The sequence below is a fragment of the Streptomyces sp. NPDC001709 genome, from assembly GCF_053596375.1.
On record NZ_JBSFGB010000012.1, the window covers coordinates 185,433 to 209,229 of the forward strand.

Consider the following 23,797-nt stretch of genomic DNA (forward strand, 5'->3'; position numbering starts at 1 on the left):
CCTGCGAACGGATGCTCCGCCAAGGTGCCCCTTCATTGCACCAGACTCCACTGACAAGCTAGATTGCATCCGGCCTCGGCGCGTCGACGGCAAGACCATGCCATGCCGGAGAATGGGCACCTGTGGCGGAACGGAGCTGCACACCGCTCCCAAACGATAAACCGACAGACGGAGCGCGCCATGTCGAGCACCCCGAGCTTGAGCGATCAGTTCGCCCAACGGCTCAGTGTGCTGCCCGAACTCATCACCTTCCAGCAGATCGCGGAAGTGACCCTTCGGGACGTGGACGCGGTTCGGCGGTGGCAGAAACGGCCAGGCTTCCCCCCGCTGGTCGATCGCAAGGGACCTCAGGGAGCCCGGCGCTTCAACCGTGACCTGTTCGGTGCCTTTTACATCAAAGAGAAACTCGCTGCAGCAGAAGCCGGCACCGCGCCCGGTCCCAAGGCAGCCGACGCCCTCGGGGAGATCCCCGACACCCCTGGGCTCAGCCTGACCGCCGGCGAGATTGCAGCTCTACGCAAGGTCAGCATCACCGCGGTCCACAAAGCCGCTTCTAGCGACGGCTTCCCCGAGCCGACAGGCGTACGTAGCGCGTGGCGGACGGTGAAGACTCTCATCGAAGGAAGCCAGTCAGACGCGGTGCTGGAAGAGGAACTGCTCAAGCACGGCGTCAAGCGGCAGACCCTCGAACGCCTCGCCCATGACGGAATGCTCGAGCGCACACGGGAAAGTCGCTACCGGCTCACCCCGGCGGGCCGCAGAAACTCGCCTCGCCTCGGCACCCAGCAGTATCTCGCTTGGGAACTCCTCAAGCAGTGCTATCCCCGATCACTGCCCATTGACGACATCATGAAGGTCGGCATCTCGCGCACGAATTTCGCAGCCATGGTCGCGCGAGGCGATGCAGTACTGGATGCCAGGACCACCTACCGTCTGACCGCGGCGGGCCGCGACAACGACCCGGTGGAAGAGGGGCACGGCGAAGGCGAATACGAGTACGACGCAGCCCAAGTCGCAAGCTACTACCGGGGGGAGCACCAGAGAAGTCGGCGCGTGGGCCCGCTGACCGTCAGCCACCTCGAGCAATGGGCGCAGCAAGTCGGCGATACCTGCATCCGAGCCGAGATCGCCCAAGCGGCAGGGCGTTCAGAGGACTGGGTCGCCAAGAGATTGAGGCGCAAGGGCGCGCCCGCCCACCTGGGACGAAGGCAGCTCAAGGTTGGCCGGACGGCTTATGAGTACGACACCAGCTCGATCGTCGACTGGCTCAAGAAGCAGTTCTCCATCGAGGACTAGCCGGGCCGGCCATGGCCGCCACGACGGGAGTCGCCCGATCATGGGGAGCGCGCTGCAGTAGCACCGGTGATCTTCTGGCTGAGCTGGGCCGGGTGCCGAACTTCCCCGTCCATCCTATGAACCGAGGAGCCGAGAGCCGACGCACTGGCGGCGAAGGTCGGCGCTGCCGCTAGCTCCTGCCTGGGGCCGGTCTGGTCACGCGGCTGCGGCCCACGGGCCCGCCGACGTCTTCGCGTAGCTGCGCCGGTCCCTGACCCTCTGGAGAGCCCGGGCGCCCGGATGGCATCAGAGAGGCAGAGCTGTCGGCTCATGGGACAAGGCTGCGTTGGCCCGTTACCGATCGATCGCGGCGGAGGACTCTCCTCTTACCCGCATTCACCTCGACGCCAGGACACCAAATTTGGGTGCCGCCAGTTTCTGACGCCCTCAGTTTCGGGCCCCAGCCACAGCCCGGAATGGAGCAGTGGAGCCCAAGGGGTGCAACGCTGACGCAGGGCCTATGAGACGGACCAATCTCGCGCATTCAACAGCGACAGCTATCGAATGGAATCCATCAGAAACATAGTTTGCAGGTGTCCAGATCGGACCAGGACCGGACCCGGCTCCTGATCGATACCACCTGGAGATTCCATGACCATGGCCCCGGCCGCATCTGCACCCGACAGGGCACGCAAGCTCGAATACCCCATGGCGTCTGACTACGTGAAGGACTGGACCCCCAAGCGGGCCCTCAAGGAGTTCATCTCCAACGCGATCGACGCGTCCCCCACATTCAGGGCCACCTGGTCAGAGGGGTTCCTCACGATCGAGGACGAGGGGCCCGGCATTCCCTACGAGGGCCTGCTGTTCGGCGGTTCGGCCAAGGACTCTCGCCACATCGGACAGTTCGGCGAAGGCAAGAAACTCGCCCTGCTCGTCCTCGCTCGTGACTCCCAGATCGGCGCGGTGGCCGTGGAGACCGTGGGCTACTCCTTCAGTGCTCAACTGGAGGACAGTGACCTGTTCAAGAACATCGAGACGTCCGGCAGCACAAACAGCCCCCGGGTGCTGACCCTCACGTTCACGGACAGCCAGCGCGTCCGAGGCACACGCATCACGGTCGAGTGCGAACAGCAGCTCGCCGAAGAATGCCTCTCCGAGATCCGCTACCTCAACGAAGCGAACTACAGCCCGCCTCAAAACACAGCGTCCATCGTCCTTGACGGCCAGCCAGGACGCATCTGGATCGGAGGGATATTGGTCACCACCGACCCCCATCTGATCGCCAGCTACGACCTCCCTCTGGCCACTGCAAAGCAGCACCAAAACCGCGACCGCACCATCGTCAGCAGCCGGGTTCTGGAACAGCACATCCAGACCGCGCTCGCCCAGTGCACGGATTCCGAGGTCCTGACGAGGTTCGTCGACCACGCCCTCAACGACGGCGAACTCGCCGGTGCCGAGGCGTTCTTCACCAGTGTCACCTCCTATGAAGTCCGGCAGACGTTCCGCGAGATTGGCCAGAACCGATGGCCCGACGGGCGGGTCTACCACAACGCCTGCCGCCTCGCGCAGGAGGTTGAACTCGGCCTTCAAGACCGGGGATGGAAGTGCGTCACCAGCGGACTGAAACCTGCTGAGCACAGGGCCCTCATGCACCTGCTCGGTGTGGGAGACCCTCCCCAGGCCGAGGCAGCTTCCCGCAACCGCGATACCCCCGCCCGCACCACCATCTGGACGACGACCGCCAAGCTCAGCCACTCACGCCGCCGAACCCTGGACCTGGCCCGAGGCATCATGGAAGCAACCTTCGAACGTGGCTGCCTGGGCACTCTCCGAGTCTTCACCCACCACGAGGCCGGGCTCAACGGCTGCTCGGCCCGCGGCGCCTACTGGCCCACAACCGACACGGTCGGCATACAGGACCACCTCCTTGACGACCTCACCGACACCCTCCAAACCCTCTTCCACGAGTACGGCCACCGGCATGCTGCCCGCACCCCCGCCGCGTTCAAGAGCTACTTCGACCGAACCCGGGACTTCGAGAGGGCACTCTGCACGGCCGCCTCTCTCGCCCTCACCCAGCTGGGTAACCGCGAGCACCGGAAGATCCCGCTCCTCGACGCAGAGGTCTGGGACGCGGAGAAGCTGCCCGCCGGGGCCTACCTCACCACCCCCCATCGGGAAGCCAAGCCGGTGAGCACCGCCACCCTGCGGCGCGAGCACGCCAAGACACAAGCGCCCGAACCACGCCGTCTGCTTGCGGACCTTGCCACTGCGCGTCTGGCATCCGTCCGTGAGGAGACCGGCAAGACCCTGACCGAACTCATGAAGCCCCTCGCCCTGCAGACGCGTCACCTCGGGCTCATCACCCGACCACACCCCGCCGGATACCGACGCCCACACGGATTCGCCACGCTCCCCGAGTACGCCAAGTCCGAAGCGCTCGGCCGTCTCCTTGGCATCCACCCGCCCGTCTTTTACCTCGCCCACATCGCCGTCGAAGGCCCCCTGTACCACGTCAGGAACAAGCGCGACCTGAGCTGGCGTGAACCCCTCGCGTCCGGAGCCGCGAGGGCCGTTCGCGCCCTGCGTGAGCTTGGCGGCGCCTACGCAGCGCAGGCTGATGCCGTCGAGGCCATGGCCGCCGGTCGAACGCCCTACGACGCCGAGGGTAAGTGGCTCTCACCGGTCACGGCGCTCATCAAGGCGGAGATGGACCGCCTCAAGTAGCTGTCAGCACAGCCTAAGTCTGCGGCCGAGGCGGTCACGCCGCATCGGCCGCAGACCATGCAGCACGCCACTCCACAACGCACCAGCTACCGCCGGCCTCCCCTGCACTCATCTCCCGAGTTCGGCATCTGCTACGCCGACTACCTACACGAGCGCTCGGCGGTCCCGCAGGCCGACTTCACCGAGCAGGTGCTGGCCAACCTCTTGCCGGAGCCGCTCGGACAGGCGATGACGTACTCCGGGGTCAAGGGCCTGTTCGACCGAGGGGAGAGATATCGGCGGCAGACGCGCAGGGATTCACGGGGTAAACCTGACTGAAGAGAGGGCTGGCTTTAGGGCCACCACTGCCCCGCCTCTTTGAGAGCCTGGATGACCGGGTGGGAACAGTCGGCCAACAGCGGATAGAGGGAACGCAGTTCGACCAGCAACTGCTCGCGTACACGGTGCGCCCGGGTCAGCCACGCCAGCAGGACCGGCCGAACCAGATCGGGCGGGGCGTTCTCGAGGGCTCGGACCAACGGCTCCCAGACGGCGGCCTGGTAGGCGTATGTTTCGTCGACCGAGACTTCCCCCACTAGCAAGGCGGACGCCGCGGCAGGCGGCAATCTCGCCAGTGCGGCACCCGGCAGGTCGGTCAGCGATCCGTTTGCGGCGAGATTGGCGATTTCCTCAGGGCGGAGCAGAGCCGCTAGGTGTATTGATCACGAGCGTTGTTAACGCGGGCTGGTCTTGATCGTGGCGAAGGCCCCCGTGTGTGGTGGAGGTGTCGAATCTTCACCGCACGGAGGCCTTCGTGTCCCACCGTAATGCCCGGCTGACCGTTCACGGCAGGCGGCTGCTCGTCGAACGTGTCCGCTCCGGCCGTCCCGTCGCCCACGTTGCTGCAGAGATGGGCATCTCCCGTCCCACAGCCCACAAGTGGATCCGGCGCTGGCGCTCCGAGGGCGAGAGCGGCCTCGTCGACCGTTCCAGCCGCCCCCGCAGGACACCGCACCGGACGGCAGCCGCCACCGAGGCACATGTCTGCAGGCTGCGGCAGGACCGCAAGCTGGGCCCGGCACGTATCGGACCGATCCTGGGTCTGCCCGCCTCCACCGTGCACCGCATCCTCACCCGGCACGGCCTGAACCGTCTGGCCTTCCTGGACCGGCCCACCGGCCAGCCCATCCGCCGCTACGAACGCGACCGGCCCGGCGAACTGGTCCACGTCGACGTCAAGAAGCTCGGCCGTATCCCCGACGGCGGCGGCCACAAAGTCCTGGGCCGACAGGCCGGCCGGGCCCGGCGAAGCAGCGTGGGCTTCGACTACGTTCACTCCGCCGTCGACGACCACAGCCGCCTGGCCTACAGCGAGATCCATCCGGACGAGAAGGCCGCGACCTGCGCCGCCTTCCTCCGCCGGGCCGCTGCCTTCTTCACCACCTGCGGCATCGCCCGCATCGAGCGGGTCCTGACCGACAACGCATGGCCATACCGCAAGAGCTTCGCCTGGCGGCAGGCCCTTGCCGACCTCGGCGCGACCGGCAAGCTCACCCGCATCTACCGGCCGCAGACCAACGGCAAAGTCGAACGCTTCAACCGCACCCTGCTCGACGAGTGGGCCTACCTGCGGCCCTACACCACCAACCAAGAGCGGAGCGAAGCCCTGGCAGACTTCCTCCACACCTACAACCACCACCGCTGCCACACCGCACTCGGCGGCCGCCCACCGATCAGCCGTGTGAACAACGCTTCAGGTCAATACAGCTAGGTGGTGCAGTTCAGAACGGGACGGCGAGTCGGCCATGAGCTCCTCCACCACCCGATCGCGTTCGTCGCCCGGCAGAGCCGGGACCATAGCGATCATGTCGTTGCGCGGACTTCCGCCCTCTCGGGCCCGGCTGAGGCACTCCCGCAGTTGGCCGGGCGACAGGCATCCGGAGATGCCCCGGATAGCGTCCGCCCGGTGGCTAGACGTGCTGATTTTGAAGACAGCGTTGAGTAGCAGCCGCTGCACCGCGATCGGGCACGGACGCCTGCCCCAGCCCTCGCCGAGTTGCCGCAATCGCTTGGCCCGGACCTCGTCGGACGGCTGCTCCTCCAGTACATATGTGATCACCTTACGCACTGCGTCCACGGCGAGGTCGTCGGCCAGGTAGGGTGCTACCGCCGCGAACAGTGCCGCTCGGTCGTCGGCGAAGCGGCATGTGTCGGCGGCTTGCAGGATCCGCTGCACTTGGTCGGGGTTGGCCCGCGGGGCCAGCACACAGAGCGCCTCGACGCCACCGTTGCGGTCGTCGACCCGGTCCAGCGCCACCGCCAACGTGTCGGCGACCATGTTCGCTGGCACCCCGTCGGCCACGGCGCCTAGGTATCGCGAGCTGAGGATCCGCCGCCAGTGCTCGGCGGTCAATCTAGGGGCCAGCGCAAAAACCGCCGTCCTTACGGAGTCCCAGGCGTAACCCATGAACAGTTTTTCGACAGCCTGGTCGAGAATGGGCCCCTCAAGCATGTCCGCGATGGCGAGCAACGGTTTGATGTCGTGCCTGTTGTTCTTCGTCATCACCTTGAGGGTGTTCCGCAGCACGGCCGGTCGGTCTTCGGTGGGGGCCCGGCGGGCCAACGCCGCCAGCGGGGTCGCCCGCCAGAACGGATCTATCTGTGCCGCGAGGGCGAAGGCGCGGGCGAGCTGGGCTGGAGGAAGACCGGGTACCAGGTCGGCCAACTGCTCGGCCCGCTCCGGCTCGCTGTCGATACGCGCAATCGATGCCAGGGCGTCCGGGTCGCCGGGTGTGTAGCGACACAGCAGGACGACGGCGCGGGCCCGAAGATCGGCGTCGCCGATTCTTGCCGCGGCCGACAACGCCTCCTGCACGTCCGCCGGATTGAGGTGTGGAGCGATCTGCTCGATGCACTGGCGCCAGCTGCGGGTGTCGTCCTGCGACTGAGGAATCCATCGGCGCAGCGACAGCCACGCCTGCGCCGCCACGCGGGGCCGGTCGGCGGCCTCAACGATTGGGACAATGGCGGCCAGCACGGGAGCCCGGTGTTTTGGTGACCGAATGCGCCTGCTCGCGGCCAGGTAGGGAGCTACCAGCTTCCCGCCCGCGTACCGGGCCGACTCCTCCAGCCGGTTGGCGGTCCCCTCGCCGCCTGCCCACCACCAGCCCTGACGGAAAGCTTTGCGGGCCCAGCGGGCCGGCAGCAGCCTGGCGAGGGGCCCGACAATTTGGTCGCGTTCCAGCGGGCGCGGGGTGTCGGCCAGAATCGCGAGGGCCTGGTCCACCAACGCAGCGCGCTCAGCCTCGGGGCAGCTCCGCGCGAGCGCGGTGAGCACCCGGACCCGGTGAGCAGCCGTCCGAAGTGCGTTCGCGGCCGCTGTCGCGATGTCTAGCTGCTCGGGGAAGAGGTGCTCGGCCAGCTGTTCAAGGGCCTCGACATATGCCATGTATCCGTCGTCCCCGTCGCTTATGGGCACCTGTCCTTCATCCAGGGCTCGGGGGTAGTTCTGTGCGCGACTTAGCGCTTCCTGAACGACCGTGCCGCGGTCAGTCTCCGAAAGCAGCGGGATCAGACGAGTCAGGGTGAGCGCACCCATCGCCGGATTGCGTTGTGCCCGTGCCCATTGGAGGGCGTCAGGCAGCAGATCAGGGCGTCGTGCCGTTGCGGCGGCGATGACCGCACTGGCCACCTCCTCGTCGTCTATCTCATGGGCGGCGGCGACAACGTCGGCCAGGTGGTCCACCGCAAGCGCGTTGGCGACCTGCACGAGCGGGCTGCGGGGATCGGGAAAGGCATTGCCGGGCGTGTAGTAGCCGGCGGCATTGGCGGCTCGGGTGGTGGCGGCGGCCTGAGTGGGGTCGACAGCGGCCCGGGTGGCCTCGACGGCCTCCCGAGTAGCCTCCTTCCCATACTCCGCCGGTAGTTCCGGCTGCAGCAGCGCCAGTGTGGCGGCCCGACGTGCGGGCCACGGGATCTGGCGTGCGTAGGTCAGTGCTTGGCGCGCTTCCAGCACTCGACACGCCACCGCCCGCACGAGCAGGGTTGCCGGCATTGCTTCGGAAAGGCTGCGCACTGAGCCGGTGTACAGGGCGTAGCGGGCGGCCTCGGGTAGGCGGATCGTACTTGACGCGATCGCGACTCGTTGGGCCGAGGCGACCGCGTCAAGAAAGCCCTGCGTATCGTCTTGGTCGTCCATTGCCCGCCAAAGTGCGTTCTGCCCGCTGTCGGGTAGGGCCAGTAGGCGGTGGAGTTCGGCGTTCAGGCCGGCATCGGCGAGGTGCGGCACCAGGTGGTGCAGCTCGTACGTGCTCAGGCCGGACAGCCGTCCAGGGGCGGCTGGCGCGGGTGGCCCGCCCTGCTGCCGCAGTGTCGGCAAGAGTCGTATCGGGAAGCTAACCATGATCGAGGAAGCCGGGAATCTTAGCCAGGGCAGTCCTCGCGATCTGCTCGTGGAAGGGACGCAGACCGATGCCCTCGACGGCGAGGAAGTCCTGGAAACTGGTGTGGTAGACGCGGTATAGCGGTTCACCTGTCTCGGAGGGCGTCTCGTTGAGGAACTGCCGCCAGTCGCGGATCACGTCCCTGATTCGGGGCGGCGGCACCTGTGTCCACTGTTCGATTTCCGCCAGCCCGACCGGTTCGCGTATGGCTGCAAGGATCCGCAGCACCGGCTCATGGATCCGCTCGAAGCGGTCTCGGTCCTGGGCGCGCATGGTCGCCCAGTGCTGCTCGTAATACGCCCGGAGACCAACCGGCAGGTTGTTGACGTTGTCCATCGAGTCGACCGTGATCTTCCCAGTTCGAATGTCCGCGAGCACGTAGACCAGGTACATGAAATTGCCCTGGCTTTTCGCGGTAAGAACGTCGACGAACTCGTCCTCGTTCACCGGCGGCCCTAGGTCGGGATGTGCCCGTAGCCGGGCGACGATGTAGGTGCGGATATCCGCCAGGTTCTGCTCGCTGGTGTCCTGCAGGTACACATCCTCGCGCCGGTTGACGACGAGCCTGTAGTTTGTCTGCTCGCGCGAACTGATCACGAAGAAGGCGCCGGGCGGGAGGGCCGGCGGCAGATAGAGCCTGTTTGCCGCAGGCGTCAGCCCGTCGTCCTCGGCTTCGTCGAGCGCGTCGACTACCACCACGACCGGCTGGTTGTCGGCCTTCTCCACTGCTTCCTTTAGCAACTGGCTGAGGAACGTGCTGTCGCTCGTTGCCTCAGGGGGCAGCGCGACATGGTCGAGCTGGTATCGGACGATCAACTGCGAGCAGACATTGGCGAGGAACTGGCGCGTGCTGTTGATGTTCGCCTGCGCGACGTTGAAGTGGTGGACGTAGCCACGATTCTTGACCAGCATGCTGATCAGCGATGTCTTGCCTATGCCCGGCTCACCGCGGATAAGGATGTACCCGCACGGGAAATCTGGGTTGGCCAGCAGTTGGTCGATCGCCTGGAAGATGAAGTCGCGGCCAACGAAGTCACGGGTGCGGTCGGCGACAATCTGCTCGCTGTTGAGCACCTTCAGTCCGTCTGCGAGGGCGGCGGGCGCCTGTGCGAGCAGACGGAAGATGTCGGTGGCGTACGCGCCCGGCAGCGCCTCGAGCGGATGGGGTTCGATCCTCCATGCGTAGTGCGCCGTCGCGACGTCGATCGCGAACCGCAGCGGGCGGTCGGACCGGCTGAGTTGTTCACGGCCGGCTGCCACCGCCTGGTGGAAGGGCAGCAGACCGTCGGTGCGGTGGCGCGCCTCCGGAAGTTCGGGGTACTGACCGAGCAGGTCGCTGCGGGCGACCCCGGTGCACTCGACAGGCAGGTAGGCGCCGCTGTCGACCAGTCCCGTGAGTCGCGTCGCGTCGGTGACCGGTCCCGCGGCGAACAATTCCCGGCCGGGACGGTCGTACCCATTCCATTCGCGCAGGCCGTGCGTGGTGCATATCAGTGTGAAGGCATGCCCGTCGAGGACCACCAGGACGGGGAGCACCTCATAGGCCAGGCACAGCCCGCAGAACAGGGCGGTGAGGTCTAGGCAGGTGCCCTCACGGGGCGCGACGAGCACCTCGGCGGGCGTCCGGATCGTTTGTATGGCGTCCGACGGGTGGTATTCCTCGAGTGCGTACCGGATGTCCCGGCTGCGGAGGGCGTCGTAGATGGCCGCCGCGACAGCCCGGCACCGGTCCCGCTGGTCGGACAGGTCGAAGCGGCTGACTTGGAGTGGCTGCCAGCGGCTCGCGCGGGGCGTGACGAAACGGACGAGCCCGCGCTCGTCGGCGCGCGGCCAGGCAGGCCAGGCTGGTGCGCCGTTATCCGGGTTCATCGCCCGGTCCAGCGACGGCGAAGATGTCGTGGACGGGACCAGGGGCCGCCGGGCCGGCTTGGGTTGCTTCGACCGTCACCCGGTACAGGCCCGGCGATAGCCCGGCCAGTTCCAGCTTGGCGCATCCGGGACGGGGTGCCATCTCAACGATTCGTGGCGCCGACGCGGTCGGCGGCTCGAGGGGTTCCACGCGGGCGCGCAGCGGCAGGGCTGGCGTAGTGTTGATCAACTCCGTGCGGATTGTTACCGGCTCGGTGGGCAGGTACAGATCCTCGACATCCAGCGCGATGGCGGGCCGGTCGGCTGCGGTCGGGCTCTCTTTCGGCCCTCGAATCGTCCCGAGGCCACGTACCTGCGACTGCTCCAGGCGCCCGCGCACGTCGGCCAGAATGGCGGCGTTGCACTGCAGCGAGCCGTGGCGCTCCGGCACGAATGTGTCACGGTAGGCATCGGTCAGCTCGATGGGTATGGCCGACGCCCGCGGAACGGTGCCATCGCCGTCGGCGAGCTGTGCGTCGATCCAGGTGGGCAGGTCCCGGCCGACGGTCACCCGGCCGTCGGTGAGAACTCCAGACTGGTTCGTCGGCTGGCGGGTGCCGATGATCGGAACGATCGTGTACCCCTCGTGACGATATTCGTCGTCATCACGGTGCTCGGTCACCTTGGTCTCGATCTCGCGGTGGAAGGCCAGCGCGTCAGCGGCCAGTAGCGGATCGATCCCGGGCAGGCCACCCGCTTCCGCCACCCGCACGTACTCGTCGCCAACCCGGAGCGCGCGGTAGATCGGCAAGAGTTGGTGGACCGCCGGGAACGAGCGCATCACGTCCGTGAGATTCACGAACGCCTTCTTGTAGCCATTGGCCAGGAAGTCGAGTGCGTTGAGGGAGCCCCGGTAGGGCGTGCCGAACGTGACCAGAGCGCGGCAGTTCCGCCAGCCCTCCAGCGCCTCGAGGTAGTAGCGCGCGACGAGACCTCCCATGCTGTGGGCTAGGAAGACGACCTTGGCGGCAGGGTTGTCCGTGCGTCGCCGCCACTCATGCAGCGCTCGCTCTACGGTCTGCGCGAGCTTCCGGGCAGCCACGCGGTTGTCGAGTCGCCAGTCGTATGGGAACTCGATGAAGTTTGCGCCGGGGACAATCTCGAAGGTCTCCCGGACGAGCCGCACCAGGATCGAGTATCCGTCGATTTTAACGAGTCCGGGGATCAGGTGGGCGGTAGGCATCAACCGCTGGGCCACCACCTCGCCGGGATCACCATCGCGCAAGCGGAGCCGCTGGAGCGATTCGCCGCCGGTGGCGCCCCAGGACCAAAGTGCCTGCATGCTGAGTGCCCACACGTCGCGGCCGTCCGCGCGCAGCACACTGCCGGTGATTCCCGGCAGGACCACGATCAGGTCGCGGAGCGACTTCTTGGCCACACTGACAGGGTAGGTCCGCTTGCAGCGCGCTGCAGATGACCCCGACAGGACCATGATCAGGTCGCGGAATGGCCATACTCAACGTGATCGCGCAGTCCTGTCGTGGCTGCTGCTGGCGGCGGTCATGTAACCCCTCGCTATCTGCAGATCAGGGTCACGGGGCTCCCCGCCCCTGCGGTCACGACTCACACCGAGACGCTGACCATCGATAGCGGCGCTGCCAGTGACGGTCGGCCGCCGCATGGCGGCAGGCACCCCGGACGGGGAGGGTCACCGTCGCGCCGGCCCCATCGTCGAACTCGAAATCTGCACCGGAAGCCAATGGATCCAGGCAAACCGGCGGCTTCGAAGCCGCCGAATTCGCGTTCCGCACGGTGAAGGCCATCTGCCTGAGCCGGCGGTGGTGCTGATGCCGGCGCCTTTGCGGACGCGGGAGCGGTTGCCTCGCTTGGTGTGGCGGCGGGTGATGTTGCGGCCGGCGATCTCCGCCAGGGTGTCGATGTCGGTGACCCCGCCGACTCGGACGGCGTCCAGGGACTGGCGCATGCCATCGATGTAGCCGGCGCCTTTGCCTTTGGACCAGAACTGGGAGACCAGGCTGCTTCACGGCCGATGATCCGGGCGACGTCGGCCTTGGTTCCGTCGAGCGTCGATCAGTTCCTGAGCGAGGCGCGCGGCATCAAGGAAGTCAACGTCTCTCCCTATCGCAACATCCTCAGTCGGTCCTCGAATGGCGACAAGGAAGAAGACGTAAGCACTCAGACCGATGAAACGATGTCGGGGGCACACGTGCCATACGTGGCTGCAACCTCAAAAGGCTTTTCGCCTGCGGTTCTACTTAGATCAGAGCAGCGAGAAAAAGAGAATGAGGGTCGAGCGCGGTGCCTAAAGAGCAGGTGCCGCACCTTTCCTGTAGCGCTTTGAATATTTCCTGAATTCATTGAATGACGACGCCTCAATGAATACCGTTCGAACCGTAAGAGCTGGCGAGATATTAGAGAGGAAGTAGCTGGTGAAGACGGTTCAGACGACCGGACTCGGAGCTGACAGCTGGGCAATCACGCTCAAGTTCCTAGATAACCCGGAAAAATACGGCCTGAAGCCCGACCTGTCCGACCTTGTGCTGGTCCACGCGGTCACGGGTAACGAATTCCCGGACACCCTTACTACTGCGGAAAAGTACCTGCTGCCCCGCCTCCGGGAGGCCAATGTCCGTATGGTGCAGGTGAGTCGAATGAGCTCTTCTGACGCGGATGGAATCGCCGTTCTCGCAGACACCCGGCAGCCCCGCAAGATATTTCAGCAGGGACCATGGCGTCTGTCGGACTGGCTCATGCGCGCTGGGACCGTTCCCCAAGTCGCCAACGGCCGCCGGACCTGCTCGATACGCTCGAAAGGCTGGGTGCTGGATAACATTCTCGACCACGTGCTTGAGGGAGACGAATGCAGGCGTGCCATCGGGTACAACAACGACGAGATCTCCCGAATGCTCAAGGACAGTCAGATTCAGGATCAAGTGAACCAGGCCGCAGGAAGGATCGTCTGTACCCCGTACTACCCACTCATCGATGACAAGATGGGACGCGCGGAAGTAGAGCAGTATGTGCTTCAGAACGCAGGGATCGTCGTAAATAAATCATATTGCTGGATGTGCCCATTCTCGGGTGTGGCCGCGTCCCGGGACCGGCACGAAGCCCGACTGCGGCAATACCCGGAACACGCTGCCTATGTGCTGCGAATGGAACAGGCTTCGCTCGCGCTCAACGAAAACTCTTCGCTGTACGCGACCGCCACGCTCCTCAGCCGACTGCTGGAGGATCCCGCCAACGAAGCCATCATCGAGACCTACCGCCGATCCCTCGAGACAGCGCCACACGCCGTCTACGAGGTGCGCCGGATCTACGACGCCGCACGCACAGACGACTGCCGCCAGCACCATGGGAAGAAGTGCGGCACCCCGCGGTGGTGGTGCCACGAGCCCCGCACCGAGGCCTGCCGACGGGAGCACCCTCCACTTGAGCACGTCGTCGGGCATGACGAGCAGGGCGCTCCCATCACGCGGTTCGACCCGCCGTGGTGCGAGGGCCCCGTTCAGTGCCGAGGAGAGGCGAAGAAGGGGGTCGCCTGGCGGTCGGTGCGGACCCTCTTCGAGGGGCCGCGCTCAGACGCGGAAGCCTTGGTGCGGAAGTTCGCGGCCCGAAGGGGAGCTCAACTGGACCGGGGAGCGACCTCTGGCGTCGAGCGCGCCCACTACCTCCGTCGGGACAGCGGCTATCCGTGTGCCGAGGCATATCTCGTGGCGGCCCCTGTCGGTATCGCCGACAAAGAACGGCCTGGCTTCAAGGAGAAGTGGCTGAAGACCACAGGCCGCTCGGGCACCTGGTATCCGCCGCTGCGCGACTACACTCCCGTCGCAAGCGAGCGGCTCAATGGCCCAGTGCCGATTGTTCGGCTCGACCTGGCTGCGTGACAGGACAGGCCGGGGGAGGGGCCGGTCTTGCGACTGGCCCCTGGGGCCGCGGCCATCAGGCTGACGCGACCGCGTCGGCCCTCCTGGCCGGAGTAGTAGATGGCGCCGTCCGGGCCGCCGCTGTTTCATCGGCGGCCCGGACGCGAAGCCAGCCGCGAGAGCAAAGCACAACCAGCGCGGCGGCGCCGGAGGCCCCGAGCGCAACGCCGTAGTTGCCGTCAGTCCAACCAGCTACGGCCGATCCTGCTGCGATTCCCAAGTTGACCGCAGCTATCAGCCAGCCGAAGGCCTCAGTGGCCGTTCCGGTCGGCGCCACTGTGTTGATGACTAGGCAGGCTGCGCACACCAGAGTCGAGAAGCACACCCCCGGAAGGATGACGAGAGCCGCGGATGGGGCTGCGCCCAGGCCCCACATCATTGGCACCCATGCCGCCACGTGACCGACGGCCAGCACCACGAGATGGGTCAACGGGCCGCCAGGCCAGCCCCGCGCACCATAGACGAGCCCTCCGACAAGGCCACCGAAGGACATGAACGCTGGCAGGGCACCGGCGAACCAGGCCACACCCACGGACTCGCCTTGAGCAGCCGCGCAGACCCGCACCGCGCCGACTGCCCCTCCAGCACATACGAGAGCACCAAGCAGCACGAGCACCTCCCGGCTGCGCAGTGGACCGAGCCAATGGCGTTCCGCCACGGCGAGGGGCCGCAGCTCACGAGCAGGCCGTGACAGTCCCAGGGACAGACCTCCGACAACCCCGACCGCCGCAGTCGCAGCAAGCGCCGCCCCAGAGGCAAGAGCGGCCAACAGCGCGGCCACCAGTGGGCCTACCACGTAGACAGCCTCTTGGGAGCCGTTGTCCAGAGCGTACGCGGCGCGGAGATACCCAGACCGAGTGGGCAGGATCCTCGGCCACAGTGTGCGCAGCCCCGACTCCAGGGGCGGGTTCGAGAGTCCGGCCACGGCCGCCAGTAGCACACTAAGGCCAGTGCTTCGCGTGCCCACAACGGCCAGCACCCCGAGTGCGCTGGAGGCGGTGACCGCGCCGGCCACGATCGGGAGGGCCGGACCTCGCCGATCCGCGATGCGTCCGAGAGCTGGTTGCCCAACGGCGAACGCCATCAAGTACACAGCCGAAAGCGCGCCACCGAAGCCGAGGGATCCGTGCTCGTCATGCGCCTCGAGGAGCAGGCTAACCGGGGCCATAGCGTTGGGTAGACGCCCCACCAGGGTGGAGAACAACAAACGTGCCGCGTAGGGCGTGCGAAGCAGATGCGCATAGCTGACGTCGGCCGGCCGATCACTGGCACTTCGGCGATGGTCAGGTCTGCTCACGTCAACTCCTTGCCTCGGACTACGACGGGCGGGGCGTGTGCGGCCCTGGACCTGAGGTCGGAGAGCGCGGTAGTCGACGCTTCCCAAACGGACGCAGCCCAGCAAGCGCTTGAAACAGGGCAACTGAGAGGCTCCTGTGAGGCGGGAAGGGTCATCGCCTAAGTCCCGCTGTACGGGAAGTCCTTCAAGGTTGCTGGCCCGCCGAAGGACGGATCACAAGAGAGATCGAACGAGCCACGTTGAATCGCCCCCGACTTCCTCTGCTGACTGAGCGGAGAGCCGTGACGCCCGGGCTAGACCCGGCCTGCAGGAACTCGCCAGGCCCGCCCATGCCTCGTGCAGCGAGGTCCTGGACCACACAGCTGTTGGCCGGCACCGAGCGCAGGGTCACAGGAATTCCCCACCCAACTCTTGAATGCGCCCAGCCACCTCCCTACGTTCACCTCACCCCCACCTCACCCCGTGCGACCCAGCCCTGCTGCGCGGGCCGCCGCATCGCCAACCTCACGCCAAGGGATGACCCCATGGGAAATGAACGCCGCCGCGCTTACCTGCACCTGGCGACCTGCCCGGCCGATGAACAGCCCCAACTGCATGCATTGCTGACCGGTCGCGGATTCCGCGAGGTGCCGGCCCCCTCCATGCCTACACAGCTCAGCGACGACTCTCTGTACACCTGCGACGAATTTCCCGTTGGGACCGACGAGGCGTCGGACACACGCGAGTTCGCCCACACGATCACGGTCAGCGCCCTGATGGAGTGCGCGCCTGGGGCGTCCTGGCGCTTCTGGAGCGGCATCGGCTACGCCGACGGAACACAGGTCATGGGGCAGCTCAATCTGCACCATCCGTCGCTCGGGCTATTCCCAGAGCCTCACGTTGCCCTGGACTGTGACGACGACGGCCGGGTGTGGCTTTCTGTGGCCACCGTCGAAGGCCTGCTCCAACGGTCCGCCGCGGGTGAGCCCGTCGACCTGGCTGCTATCACCGGAGGCCAGTGGGAGGCCCTCATCAGCCAAGAAGCACAGGCCCAGACCACACGCCGTTTCCACATCTGACCCAACCCACAACGTCAACTCACCGCGAATTCAGCACCCCAAACACAGAGCCCCGGCGGCGCGACCGCGGCGCCCGGGCCCGACCAGAGGAACCAATGATGGACCTGTCCAATCCGCCGCCTGGCGCCACCTCCAGCCCACCCGAAGTAGCTGATCTGCGTCGTCTGGGGGACCGAACCGACGCCGAACTCACCATCATCAGGGCACGCGTCACGGAGCTACTCGTCGCGCGCCGACAGGCAGCTGCCGCGAGCGCACTACGGGATCTCCTTCAGCCGCCCACCCCCCCGCAGACCGGCCTGGCGCGTGCACTGGTCCAGCCCGACCGGACCGGACAGTTCGTGCTCCACTACGATGGAGGAGGCGCTCGGTCGGTGAACCTAGACACGGAGCACGCCCCCTTGCTCGACACCGCCATCGCCGGCCTGGTCGAGCTCGGCGCCGAGATGATCGCAGGCCGTCTGCTGATCAGGATGTCGCCGCTCGCCTCGACAAACCTGCCTTGCGCAGTGTGTGACTCCACATCCTGTGGTGCGCCCGACAGTCTGCCCGACGGTAGGTGCGCCGCCTGCGAAGCCCACCTGCACCGCGAGCACAGGCTCCTCGGCGTGAACTGCTCGGAGTTCGTCCCATTCTGAGCGCACCGCCAGAGGCGCCAAGATCCCCGTATCATCAACCGCCCCGCAACCCTCGCGAACATCGGGAGCGTCAGTACCCTGAGTGATGTTGAAGGAGCCGAAGTGACAAGCATTGAATGGCTGCAAGGAAATCTGCGAGCTGTTGTAGATGGGTTCGTCGCGAACCCTGACCGGGCCCAACCCGAGATCGTTACTGCCGAAGACGGCGAGCCCGTTGCAGTGCTCATGCCCCTGCCGATGCTCGTGGCGCTTCTCCGAGCTGAACGCGTCGACAACGCCGACATTGTCGACCTTGCTGGCAAGCGAGCCGCCGAGGCCGAGGAAGAGGGCGTCAGCCTAGAGGAACTCACGCGGCTTGTGGCGGCCCACGACCCGGAGAATGCAGCAGAACTGCTGCAGGGTCTCGGCCCCGCCGACGAGGACCAGCCCGGCTGACGGAGGCCAGGACGATGCGAGCAGACCGCTACCGAAGCCACCACCTCCCGCAGGTGGGCGCTGACATCGCGGCCCTCGGCGACATTCAACTGCAGAGAATTGCGCTCATCCGCATCGGACAGCTCGCCGCCGAGGAAATCCGAGGAAGACGGCTAAAGAAGCTACGCTCCTGGCCAGCCGAACTTGGCAACTGCTGGAAGCTGTACTTCGACCTCCAGGAACACGACATCGGTCGTCGTCTCAACCAACAGGCTCCCCGGTACCGCATCGTGTACCGCTTCCTTCCTCCAACTGACACCCCGCACGACACCGACCGTCGGCCGCGACTTCAAGTCCTGGCCGTCGGCCCCCGCCGGCAGGCCGAGGCATACGAACGCGCAGCTGCACGACTCACTCTTCCCGCCGTGAAGGCCGAGCAAGCGATTCAGCCCCAGGAACGCGCACCTGACACTCGGCCGGCCCCTCCCGCGCTGACGCCCGCAGCGGCACAACTAGCAGCGCTTGCACGAGATTCCGCGCAGGCCTCACGTAATCGGACCGAGTACTTCCGCACGTCCCTTCCTCCGCCCCCACCACTGCCGCCACCTCAACGATCTAGCACCTCTCCACCACCGAGACCGCCCATCCAGCCACACATACCTCCGACCCCCACCCCCGGAAGCCCCGTGAGGCCCGGGCCGTGAGCCGTAGCGCTGACTGGCCCCAACCCGCACGAATTGCTACCCGGATCACCCGACGCCTACAGGAGACCACCAATGCCGAACACCACGCTCGCACGACGCGTCCACGCCCACCTGCACGACGACCTCACCACGACTGAGGACCTGGCCCTCGTAACACTCCGCGAGGCCCGCGCCCTCAACGGCCAGGCCGATAACGAGCACGCCCATGCCGTGCCGCAGCATGCCGGCCACGCGCTGAGCCTCGATGCACTCGATGCAGCCCAGCTCTTCTCGCCTGACCTGACACGCGCCGCCGCACTCGATGCCCTCGGCCAACTGGCCAACGGAGCTGATGCCATCGACTGGGATGCAATCCTCGACCCCTATGGCTTGGACACTGCTATGGCCGCACCGGCCTGAGCGGCGCACCGGCGGCACCAAGCGGGAGGGATGAGCAACACCCACCCGAGCGGATCCATACGGCCAGGCCTGATGCGCCGTCGCGGTTCGCCACCGCGATCACCCACGCGTCCCGGCAAGCGTTCACTTCGAGCACGCGATGGGCGGAGCCGGCTCCGATCTCACCGTCGTCGCATCGTTTCCCGACTGGAACCTTCACCACGCCACCACTGGCCGCAGCGAGCCTGGAATCTGGGTCTTTGGACGCTCTCCGCCCACCGGCTCACGTTCGAGGGGACGCGAACGGTCCTGCGACCGTGATGGATAGGGAACAGTGAAGTTCGACTCCGTCAGCCCGTCACGCCGCGCTGAGGCGGATCAGCAAAAGGGGCCCGGGGTGAGGCGGCTACTGCATCTAAGCGCCTGCGGAGCCACAGCCTTTGGGTGGCCTGTCGGACCGGTGGCGAGCCTCTGCGGCAGTCACGAGAACTGCCACCCCAAACCATTGAATGAAAATACCTAGCTAAATAGATTGCAGGTCGTGAGCGATCCGCTCAGCTATCCCAGTCATTCCATGAGGAGACGCCATGACCACCAAGGGACTTGCCCAGCCCAAGACCGCTGCCGAGAGCTACACGCTGGCCCTCGAAACAGCTGGCCTACTCGCCGATGCGGTTGAGAAGCGCTACGACCGGTCCGCCTCCGGCTATGCCGCGGCGCTCGCAAGCCTCTGCACCTTGCACCAGCTCCAGCTGTCCCGGGAGTGCGTCAACTGCCATGGAAGTGGCGTCGTTGACGGAGACTCCTGCCCCAACGTCGTCGCGCACCATGCGGCCTAACCGACGCACCTTGCGGGCGCTTGGCACGTCCTGTGGGCCTGCTCATGGCAGGCCGCGTCCATTGCCCTCGCGCCTTCCCTATTCCCGCCACGCCACCACCCCACCCAAGAACAGGGCGCAATGACCTCCGTCCAGATGCTTCTACTGACCGGCATACTTCTCGGCCTGTCCCTCGTGATCTTTGCGGTCTGGGGCCCCAAACCTGCCCACCGCTGGCTGCTGGCCATGTCGGCAGGCTTCACCCTGACTGGCCTCGCCGGCCTGGCGTTCGGACGAAACACTGCGCCCGAGCTGATCGCCGCATGCCTGTGGTTCCTGATCACAGTTGCGAGCTGTGAACGACCCCAGGACAGTACTGTCAGCCACCAAAGCACCCAGCCGTCAGGCAAAGTCAGCCGCTCCTCGTGAATGACGTCCGCCAGCAGCTGAACTCCTGCCCGGATCACAGGCAACTCTCATGCTGACCGCCTGAACCCACAGACTTCCGGGGCGCCCACTATCGGGCGCCCCGGGCCCACTGGCGGATGAGCACCCCGCCAACGCCCAGAGCGAAGGAACTTCCCAATCGTGTTGTCAAGCTGCTCCCGTGACGGGAGGTGAAGCATGAAAGCACTCTCCGTCACGGATCATCGCCCACAGAACGTTGAGGCGTCGGCGCGCGAGGGCCAGCAGCGCCTGCTTGTGCCCCTTGCCCTCGTTCCGCTTCCGGTCGTAGTACGCCTTGGATGCGGGGCAGCACCGAAGGCTGACCATCGCGGACAGGTACATAGTTCTCAGCAGCCCGCGGTGATAGCGCCGGGGTCTGCGCATGTTGCCGCTGACGCGGCCGGAGTCACGGGGCCTGGGGGCCAGGCCGGCGAAGCCGGCCAGGCGGTCGGAACTGGCGAAGGCGTCCATGTCGCCGCCGGTCGCGGCGATGAACTCTGCGGCGAGCTTGGTCCCCATGCCGGGCAGGCTCCGGATCACCTCGGCGTGCGGATGCTCGCGAAACCGAGCCTCGATCAGGGCGTCGAGCTCGGCGATCTCCTCATCGAGGTCCATCACCCCCTTCGCGAGGCGGACCACCATGGCAGCGGCCAGCTTCTCGCCAGGGAGCGCGGTGTGCTGAGACTGGGCGGCCTCCACCGCCGTCTTCGCCAATGCAGCGGCACCTCGGACCTTGCGGTTCTTCAGCCACGTCTCGATCCGGGTCACGCCCGCACGACGGATCGCCGCCGGGGTCTGGAAGCCGGTCAGCAGCACCACCGGACCGTGGTTCGTCAGCTCCAAGGACCGCTCCAACGCAGGGAATATCTCCAGGAGTTGGGCACGCAGGCGGTTGATCTGGCGGGTGCGGTCGAAGACTACGTCCAGACGACGGGTAGTCAGGGTGCGCAGGTCGACGGCGATCTCGTCGCCGGGCCTCAGCAGGCCGAGGTCACGGCGAACGCGAGCCTGGTCGGCGATGACGAAGGCGTCCTTCGCGTCCGTCTTGCCCTCGCCGCGGTAGGTGATAGAAGCACGGTGGACCGCCAGGCCGGTGAGGTAGGCGACCGGCTGACCGTGGCTGGTCAGCAGGCCGATCAGCAGCGCGGCACCACCATGGTTGAGGTCCACCGCCCACAGCACATCCCGCGATATCTCCAGGACGTCGCCGATCAGAGCGAGGAGCTCGGTCTCGTCGTTCTGGACCCGGCGGGACAGCAGACGCTTGCCCTCCGCGTTGATCACCACCGCATGGTGATGCGTCTTGCCGATGTCCACTCCGGCCCAGATCTCGGGCACGTTCCCCTCCGCCAGCTCGTCGTACATCGATCCCACAGACGACCTCGCCGACGTTGTCCTACAGCAGCGATCGGAGTCGCATCTCCCAATTGGCGGTCGAGTCGTCGCGGGGCTCCGGGCGGCCAAGTTCCTTGAGCCATCGAACGGTCTCCACCATGCCAGCCATACCCAGAACCCCTGGGCCCTCCGATCTTACGAATGACCAGATCAGACCCACATCTGAAAGGTAGGACATCACCGTGCACGAGAAGCCCGACCTGAACGGCCCGCTCGCCCGGCTCCGCGAGAACACCGTGGCCTTCAAAGCCAGCCTGGACCAGCACCTCTCCGACGAGCGGAAGGGTAAGGGCATCGCTTGGGACGTTGAGCTGATGGAGCAGCGTGACGACATTGCCGCGGCGATCGTGAAGGACTTCGGCGTCATCGACGAGGAGATGTCCAAGCGCCGGGTCATCGACAGCCCCGCCCCATCGGCGTGGACCATCGACCGTCTTTCCGACGAGCAACTCACCGCGGCAAAGGCCGATTGGCCCGAGCTGGGCATGTTCTCCGACGAAACGGTTCGCCGGGTTGCTGACGTCCTCGGCATCCGCATGGTGAGGGCCATGGCGCAGGAGGCCGTACGGCGGTCTCCCGCCGTGCTCCAGGCCCTCGATGCCCGCGCGTCCTAGCAGCCGTCCCACGCCCTGCAGGCCGCCCTGATGCCCTGGAGCGGCAGCCGTGACGGCGCTCCCTCCCCACGCTGAGGTGGGCACGCGGCTCACCTCGGCTGCGCACCTCGTTGCCAGGCCCAGACAACACCACAAGTACGTTCGCTCGCCCCCACCCATTCGTCTCACGGGTGGCTTCTGCGACAAGGAAGGCCGCAACTTCCATGCTTCACACTGATACCCTCCGTCGCCTTGCCCAGGCCCGCGTCCAGGAAGACTGGGAGCACCAGCGCACCGCAGGCATCTGCACCTGGGGCCCGGTGAATGCCGCCAGCCGGGGGGCGGTCGCCCGGCGCCTGGTCGCCGACGCTCTGCGCCGCGCCGGCCTGGAGACGACCCGCATCGACCGGTACCAGCCCGAACGAGGCCGCAAACGCGGCTTCCTGGTCACCGGTGACGAGACCGCGGTGCGCATCACCATGCATCCCCTGCCCATGAAGGACGACGAGCAGGCGGCGGTAGCCCGCGCGGTCGCCTACAACGGACTGGAAGTCATCTGGCGAATTGACTGGGACCTCGTACGTGAGCGGCGCTCGGTGATCGTCTGCCCAGGCGTGTTCGACTGGCGGGGGGCGACCACCGTCCCGCTGGAAGCCAAACCGATCCCGGTGGTGCTGCCCGAGCAGTGCGACCACCCCCGCGGATACCTGTCCGCCGTCGTCGGGAAATCACACGTCACCCTCAACCGGGACACCCCCCACCACTCGCCGACCTACGTTCGGCTACTCGCGGCCTGGACGCTGGAGCGCAGCGGTGAGGTCCTGAAATACCCCGGCGGACTGGTCACGATGACCGATCCGACCCGCCACGCCGTGTGGTTCTACTGGCCCGCACCCTCCTACCTAGCCAATCGCGAGTGTGCGCAGTGCGGCCATTTCCGGAGCGAACACGGCTCCGCCCTCTACGACGATGCATGTGCGCGCTTCCAGGCTGACCGCGTTGCCCCCTGACCAGCCGCTTTCGGGCGGGGCACGGACCCCGCCCCGCCAGCCCCAGAGCTGCGTACATCCCGCCTGCGAGCGGTTCGCATAGCCGACCGCGACCGAGGGGAGTCGGGGCGGCTCTCCGACCCATCCAATCTATTGAACTGGATAGATCGTCGCCCGCTCCCGGCCCAGCCTCAGCACCAGCAACCGGGTCCCCCACAGACAGGGGGAGCCCCCGCTAGTACATCAAGAGACCAGTCCTGCTCGTCTATTGAATGAAGACAATTGAGAAAATAGTTTGCGGCTATTAGTCGTACTGCCCACCCACCACCCGAAGGGAACATGCCACATGTCCGTCGACGCCCACGCCTCCGAAAGCCACTCCCGCCCAGTGAGCGGCAGCCCCGCCAGCCCCTACACCCCGGCCGGGCTGCCCACGCCCGAGGAGGCCATGCGCTACCTGGGCGGCACCTTCTCCTGGGACGCCTTCCACGGCCGCAACGCGGTCGAAGGAGCCCTCGCCTCCACGTTCGGCATCACGGTCGAGGACGCCGAGGCCCTCACCGGCTGGCTCATCACTGCCGGATACCTCCTGGACGTCCGTTACGACCCCGCGACCGGGCATGTCTCGCGAATCCTGCGGGGCCGTGCGCAGGTGTTCACTCAGGCCGTCGACCGCGGGTGGTGGGTGACCCGTCAGGGCCGAGTCCTCACCGAGCCGCTTGCCCGCCCCGACACGGACGCGCCCCGCGCGGGCCTGTACCTGACGCCCTCCGCCGCCGAACGCCACTTCGCCTGACCCAAAGTCCAGGAGGGGGCAACGGCGACGCCCGGCCCCGCCGTTG

Annotated in this window: 20 protein-coding genes; 15 read left to right on the forward strand and 5 right to left on the reverse strand. The window is 66.5% G+C overall.

Annotated features, from left to right (window positions below; genetic code table 11):
* The first annotated feature begins 180 nt into the window (after positions 1–180).
* Both ACWC0C_RS19705 and ACWC0C_RS19710 read left to right on the forward strand, forming a co-directional pair.
* Positions 181–1,296 carry a hypothetical protein gene (locus tag ACWC0C_RS19705; protein ID WP_450865051.1) on the forward strand — a complete coding sequence of 372 codons (1,116 nt, stop codon included), beginning with the start codon at positions 181–183 and terminating at the stop codon, positions 1,294–1,296.
* Between the two features lie 687 nt (positions 1,297–1,983).
* A complete protein-coding gene (locus tag ACWC0C_RS19710; RefSeq protein ID WP_450865052.1) occupies positions 1,984–4,008 on the forward strand; it encodes a hypothetical protein in 2,025 nt (674 codons plus the stop codon).
* 332 nt (positions 4,009–4,340) lie between these two features.
* On the opposite strand, the gene ACWC0C_RS19715 is transcribed toward ACWC0C_RS19710, so the two are convergent.
* On the reverse strand, positions 4,341–4,526 hold the full coding sequence (locus tag ACWC0C_RS19715; protein ID WP_450865053.1) for a hypothetical protein: 186 nt from the start codon (positions 4,524–4,526) through the stop codon (positions 4,341–4,343).
* 275 nt (positions 4,527–4,801) lie between these two features.
* Between ACWC0C_RS19715 and ACWC0C_RS19720 the strand changes: the two genes are divergently transcribed.
* Entirely contained in the window at positions 4,802–5,758 is a 957-nt protein-coding gene (locus ACWC0C_RS19720; RefSeq protein ID WP_450865054.1) for an IS481 family transposase, read from the forward strand.
* Here the strand turns inward: ACWC0C_RS19720 and ACWC0C_RS19725 are convergent.
* From ACWC0C_RS19725 to ACWC0C_RS19735, 3 genes are all read right to left on the reverse strand, one after another.
* A complete protein-coding gene (locus ACWC0C_RS19725) occupies positions 5,741–8,185 on the reverse strand; it encodes a hypothetical protein (protein WP_450865055.1) in 2,445 nt (814 codons plus the stop codon). The two genes, ACWC0C_RS19720 and ACWC0C_RS19725, sit on opposite strands and share 18 nt — an antisense overlap.
* Before the next feature lie 196 nt (positions 8,186–8,381).
* Positions 8,382–10,298: an AAA family ATPase gene (locus ACWC0C_RS19730; RefSeq protein WP_450865056.1), complete on the reverse strand. Its 1,917-nt coding sequence runs from the start codon at positions 10,296–10,298 to the stop codon at positions 8,382–8,384.
* Entirely contained in the window at positions 10,285–11,715 is a 1,431-nt protein-coding gene (locus ACWC0C_RS19735) for a lipase/acyltransferase domain-containing protein (protein ID WP_450865057.1), read from the reverse strand. Before ACWC0C_RS19735 ends, ACWC0C_RS19730 begins: the two co-directional genes overlap by 14 nt.
* 453 nt (positions 11,716–12,168) lie before the next feature.
* On the opposite strand from ACWC0C_RS19735, the gene ACWC0C_RS19740 reads away from it, so the two are divergent.
* The 9 genes from ACWC0C_RS19740 (at position 12,169) to ACWC0C_RS19780 (ending at position 19,960) form a co-directional block, all read left to right on the forward strand.
* Positions 12,169–12,639 carry a hypothetical protein gene (locus ACWC0C_RS19740; protein WP_450865058.1) on the forward strand — a complete coding sequence of 157 codons (471 nt, stop codon included), beginning with the start codon at positions 12,169–12,171 and terminating at the stop codon, positions 12,637–12,639.
* Positions 12,640–12,727: 88 nt separating this feature from the next.
* Positions 12,728–14,185, forward strand: a complete 1,458-nt coding sequence (locus tag ACWC0C_RS19745; protein ID WP_450865059.1) for a hypothetical protein — start codon at positions 12,728–12,730, stop codon at positions 14,183–14,185.
* Between the two features lie 436 nt (positions 14,186–14,621).
* Positions 14,622–14,915, forward strand: coding sequence for a hypothetical protein (locus tag ACWC0C_RS19750; protein ID WP_450865060.1), 294 nt, complete (start codon positions 14,622–14,624; stop codon positions 14,913–14,915).
* Between the two features lie 1,130 nt (positions 14,916–16,045).
* The gene (locus ACWC0C_RS19755; protein ID WP_450865061.1) at positions 16,046–16,579 is read left to right on the forward strand and encodes a hypothetical protein; all 534 of its coding nucleotides are present in this window, start codon (positions 16,046–16,048) and stop codon (positions 16,577–16,579) included.
* A 95-nt stretch (positions 16,580–16,674) separates the two neighbouring features.
* Entirely contained in the window at positions 16,675–17,217 is a 543-nt protein-coding gene (locus tag ACWC0C_RS19760) for a hypothetical protein (RefSeq protein WP_450865062.1), read from the forward strand.
* Positions 17,218–17,319: 102 nt separating this feature from the next.
* A complete protein-coding gene (locus tag ACWC0C_RS19765) occupies positions 17,320–17,652 on the forward strand; it encodes a hypothetical protein (protein WP_450865063.1) in 333 nt (110 codons plus the stop codon).
* A gap of 755 nt (positions 17,653–18,407) precedes the next feature.
* Positions 18,408–18,734, forward strand: coding sequence for a hypothetical protein (locus tag ACWC0C_RS19770; protein ID WP_450865064.1), 327 nt, complete (start codon positions 18,408–18,410; stop codon positions 18,732–18,734).
* Between the two features lie 566 nt (positions 18,735–19,300).
* Entirely contained in the window at positions 19,301–19,552 is a 252-nt protein-coding gene (locus ACWC0C_RS19775) for a hypothetical protein (RefSeq protein WP_450865065.1), read from the forward strand.
* Between the two features lie 120 nt (positions 19,553–19,672).
* Positions 19,673–19,960: a hypothetical protein gene (locus ACWC0C_RS19780; RefSeq protein WP_450865066.1), complete on the forward strand. Its 288-nt coding sequence runs from the start codon at positions 19,673–19,675 to the stop codon at positions 19,958–19,960.
* Positions 19,961–20,125: 165 nt separating this feature from the next.
* On the opposite strand, the gene ACWC0C_RS19785 is transcribed toward ACWC0C_RS19780, so the two are convergent.
* On the reverse strand, positions 20,126–21,343 hold the full coding sequence (locus ACWC0C_RS19785; protein WP_450865067.1) for an IS110 family transposase: 1,218 nt from the start codon (positions 21,341–21,343) through the stop codon (positions 20,126–20,128).
* A 212-nt stretch (positions 21,344–21,555) separates the two neighbouring features.
* Between ACWC0C_RS19785 and ACWC0C_RS19790 the strand changes: the two genes are divergently transcribed.
* From ACWC0C_RS19790 to ACWC0C_RS19800, 3 genes are all read left to right on the forward strand, one after another.
* Positions 21,556–21,987 carry a hypothetical protein gene (locus tag ACWC0C_RS19790; protein ID WP_450865068.1) on the forward strand — a complete coding sequence of 144 codons (432 nt, stop codon included), beginning with the start codon at positions 21,556–21,558 and terminating at the stop codon, positions 21,985–21,987.
* Positions 21,988–22,190: 203 nt separating this feature from the next.
* Positions 22,191–22,976 carry a hypothetical protein gene (locus ACWC0C_RS19795; protein WP_450865069.1) on the forward strand — a complete coding sequence of 262 codons (786 nt, stop codon included), beginning with the start codon at positions 22,191–22,193 and terminating at the stop codon, positions 22,974–22,976.
* Between the two features lie 325 nt (positions 22,977–23,301).
* Positions 23,302–23,751: a hypothetical protein gene (locus tag ACWC0C_RS19800; protein ID WP_450865070.1), complete on the forward strand. Its 450-nt coding sequence runs from the start codon at positions 23,302–23,304 to the stop codon at positions 23,749–23,751.
* Positions 23,752–23,797 lie beyond the last annotated feature (46 nt).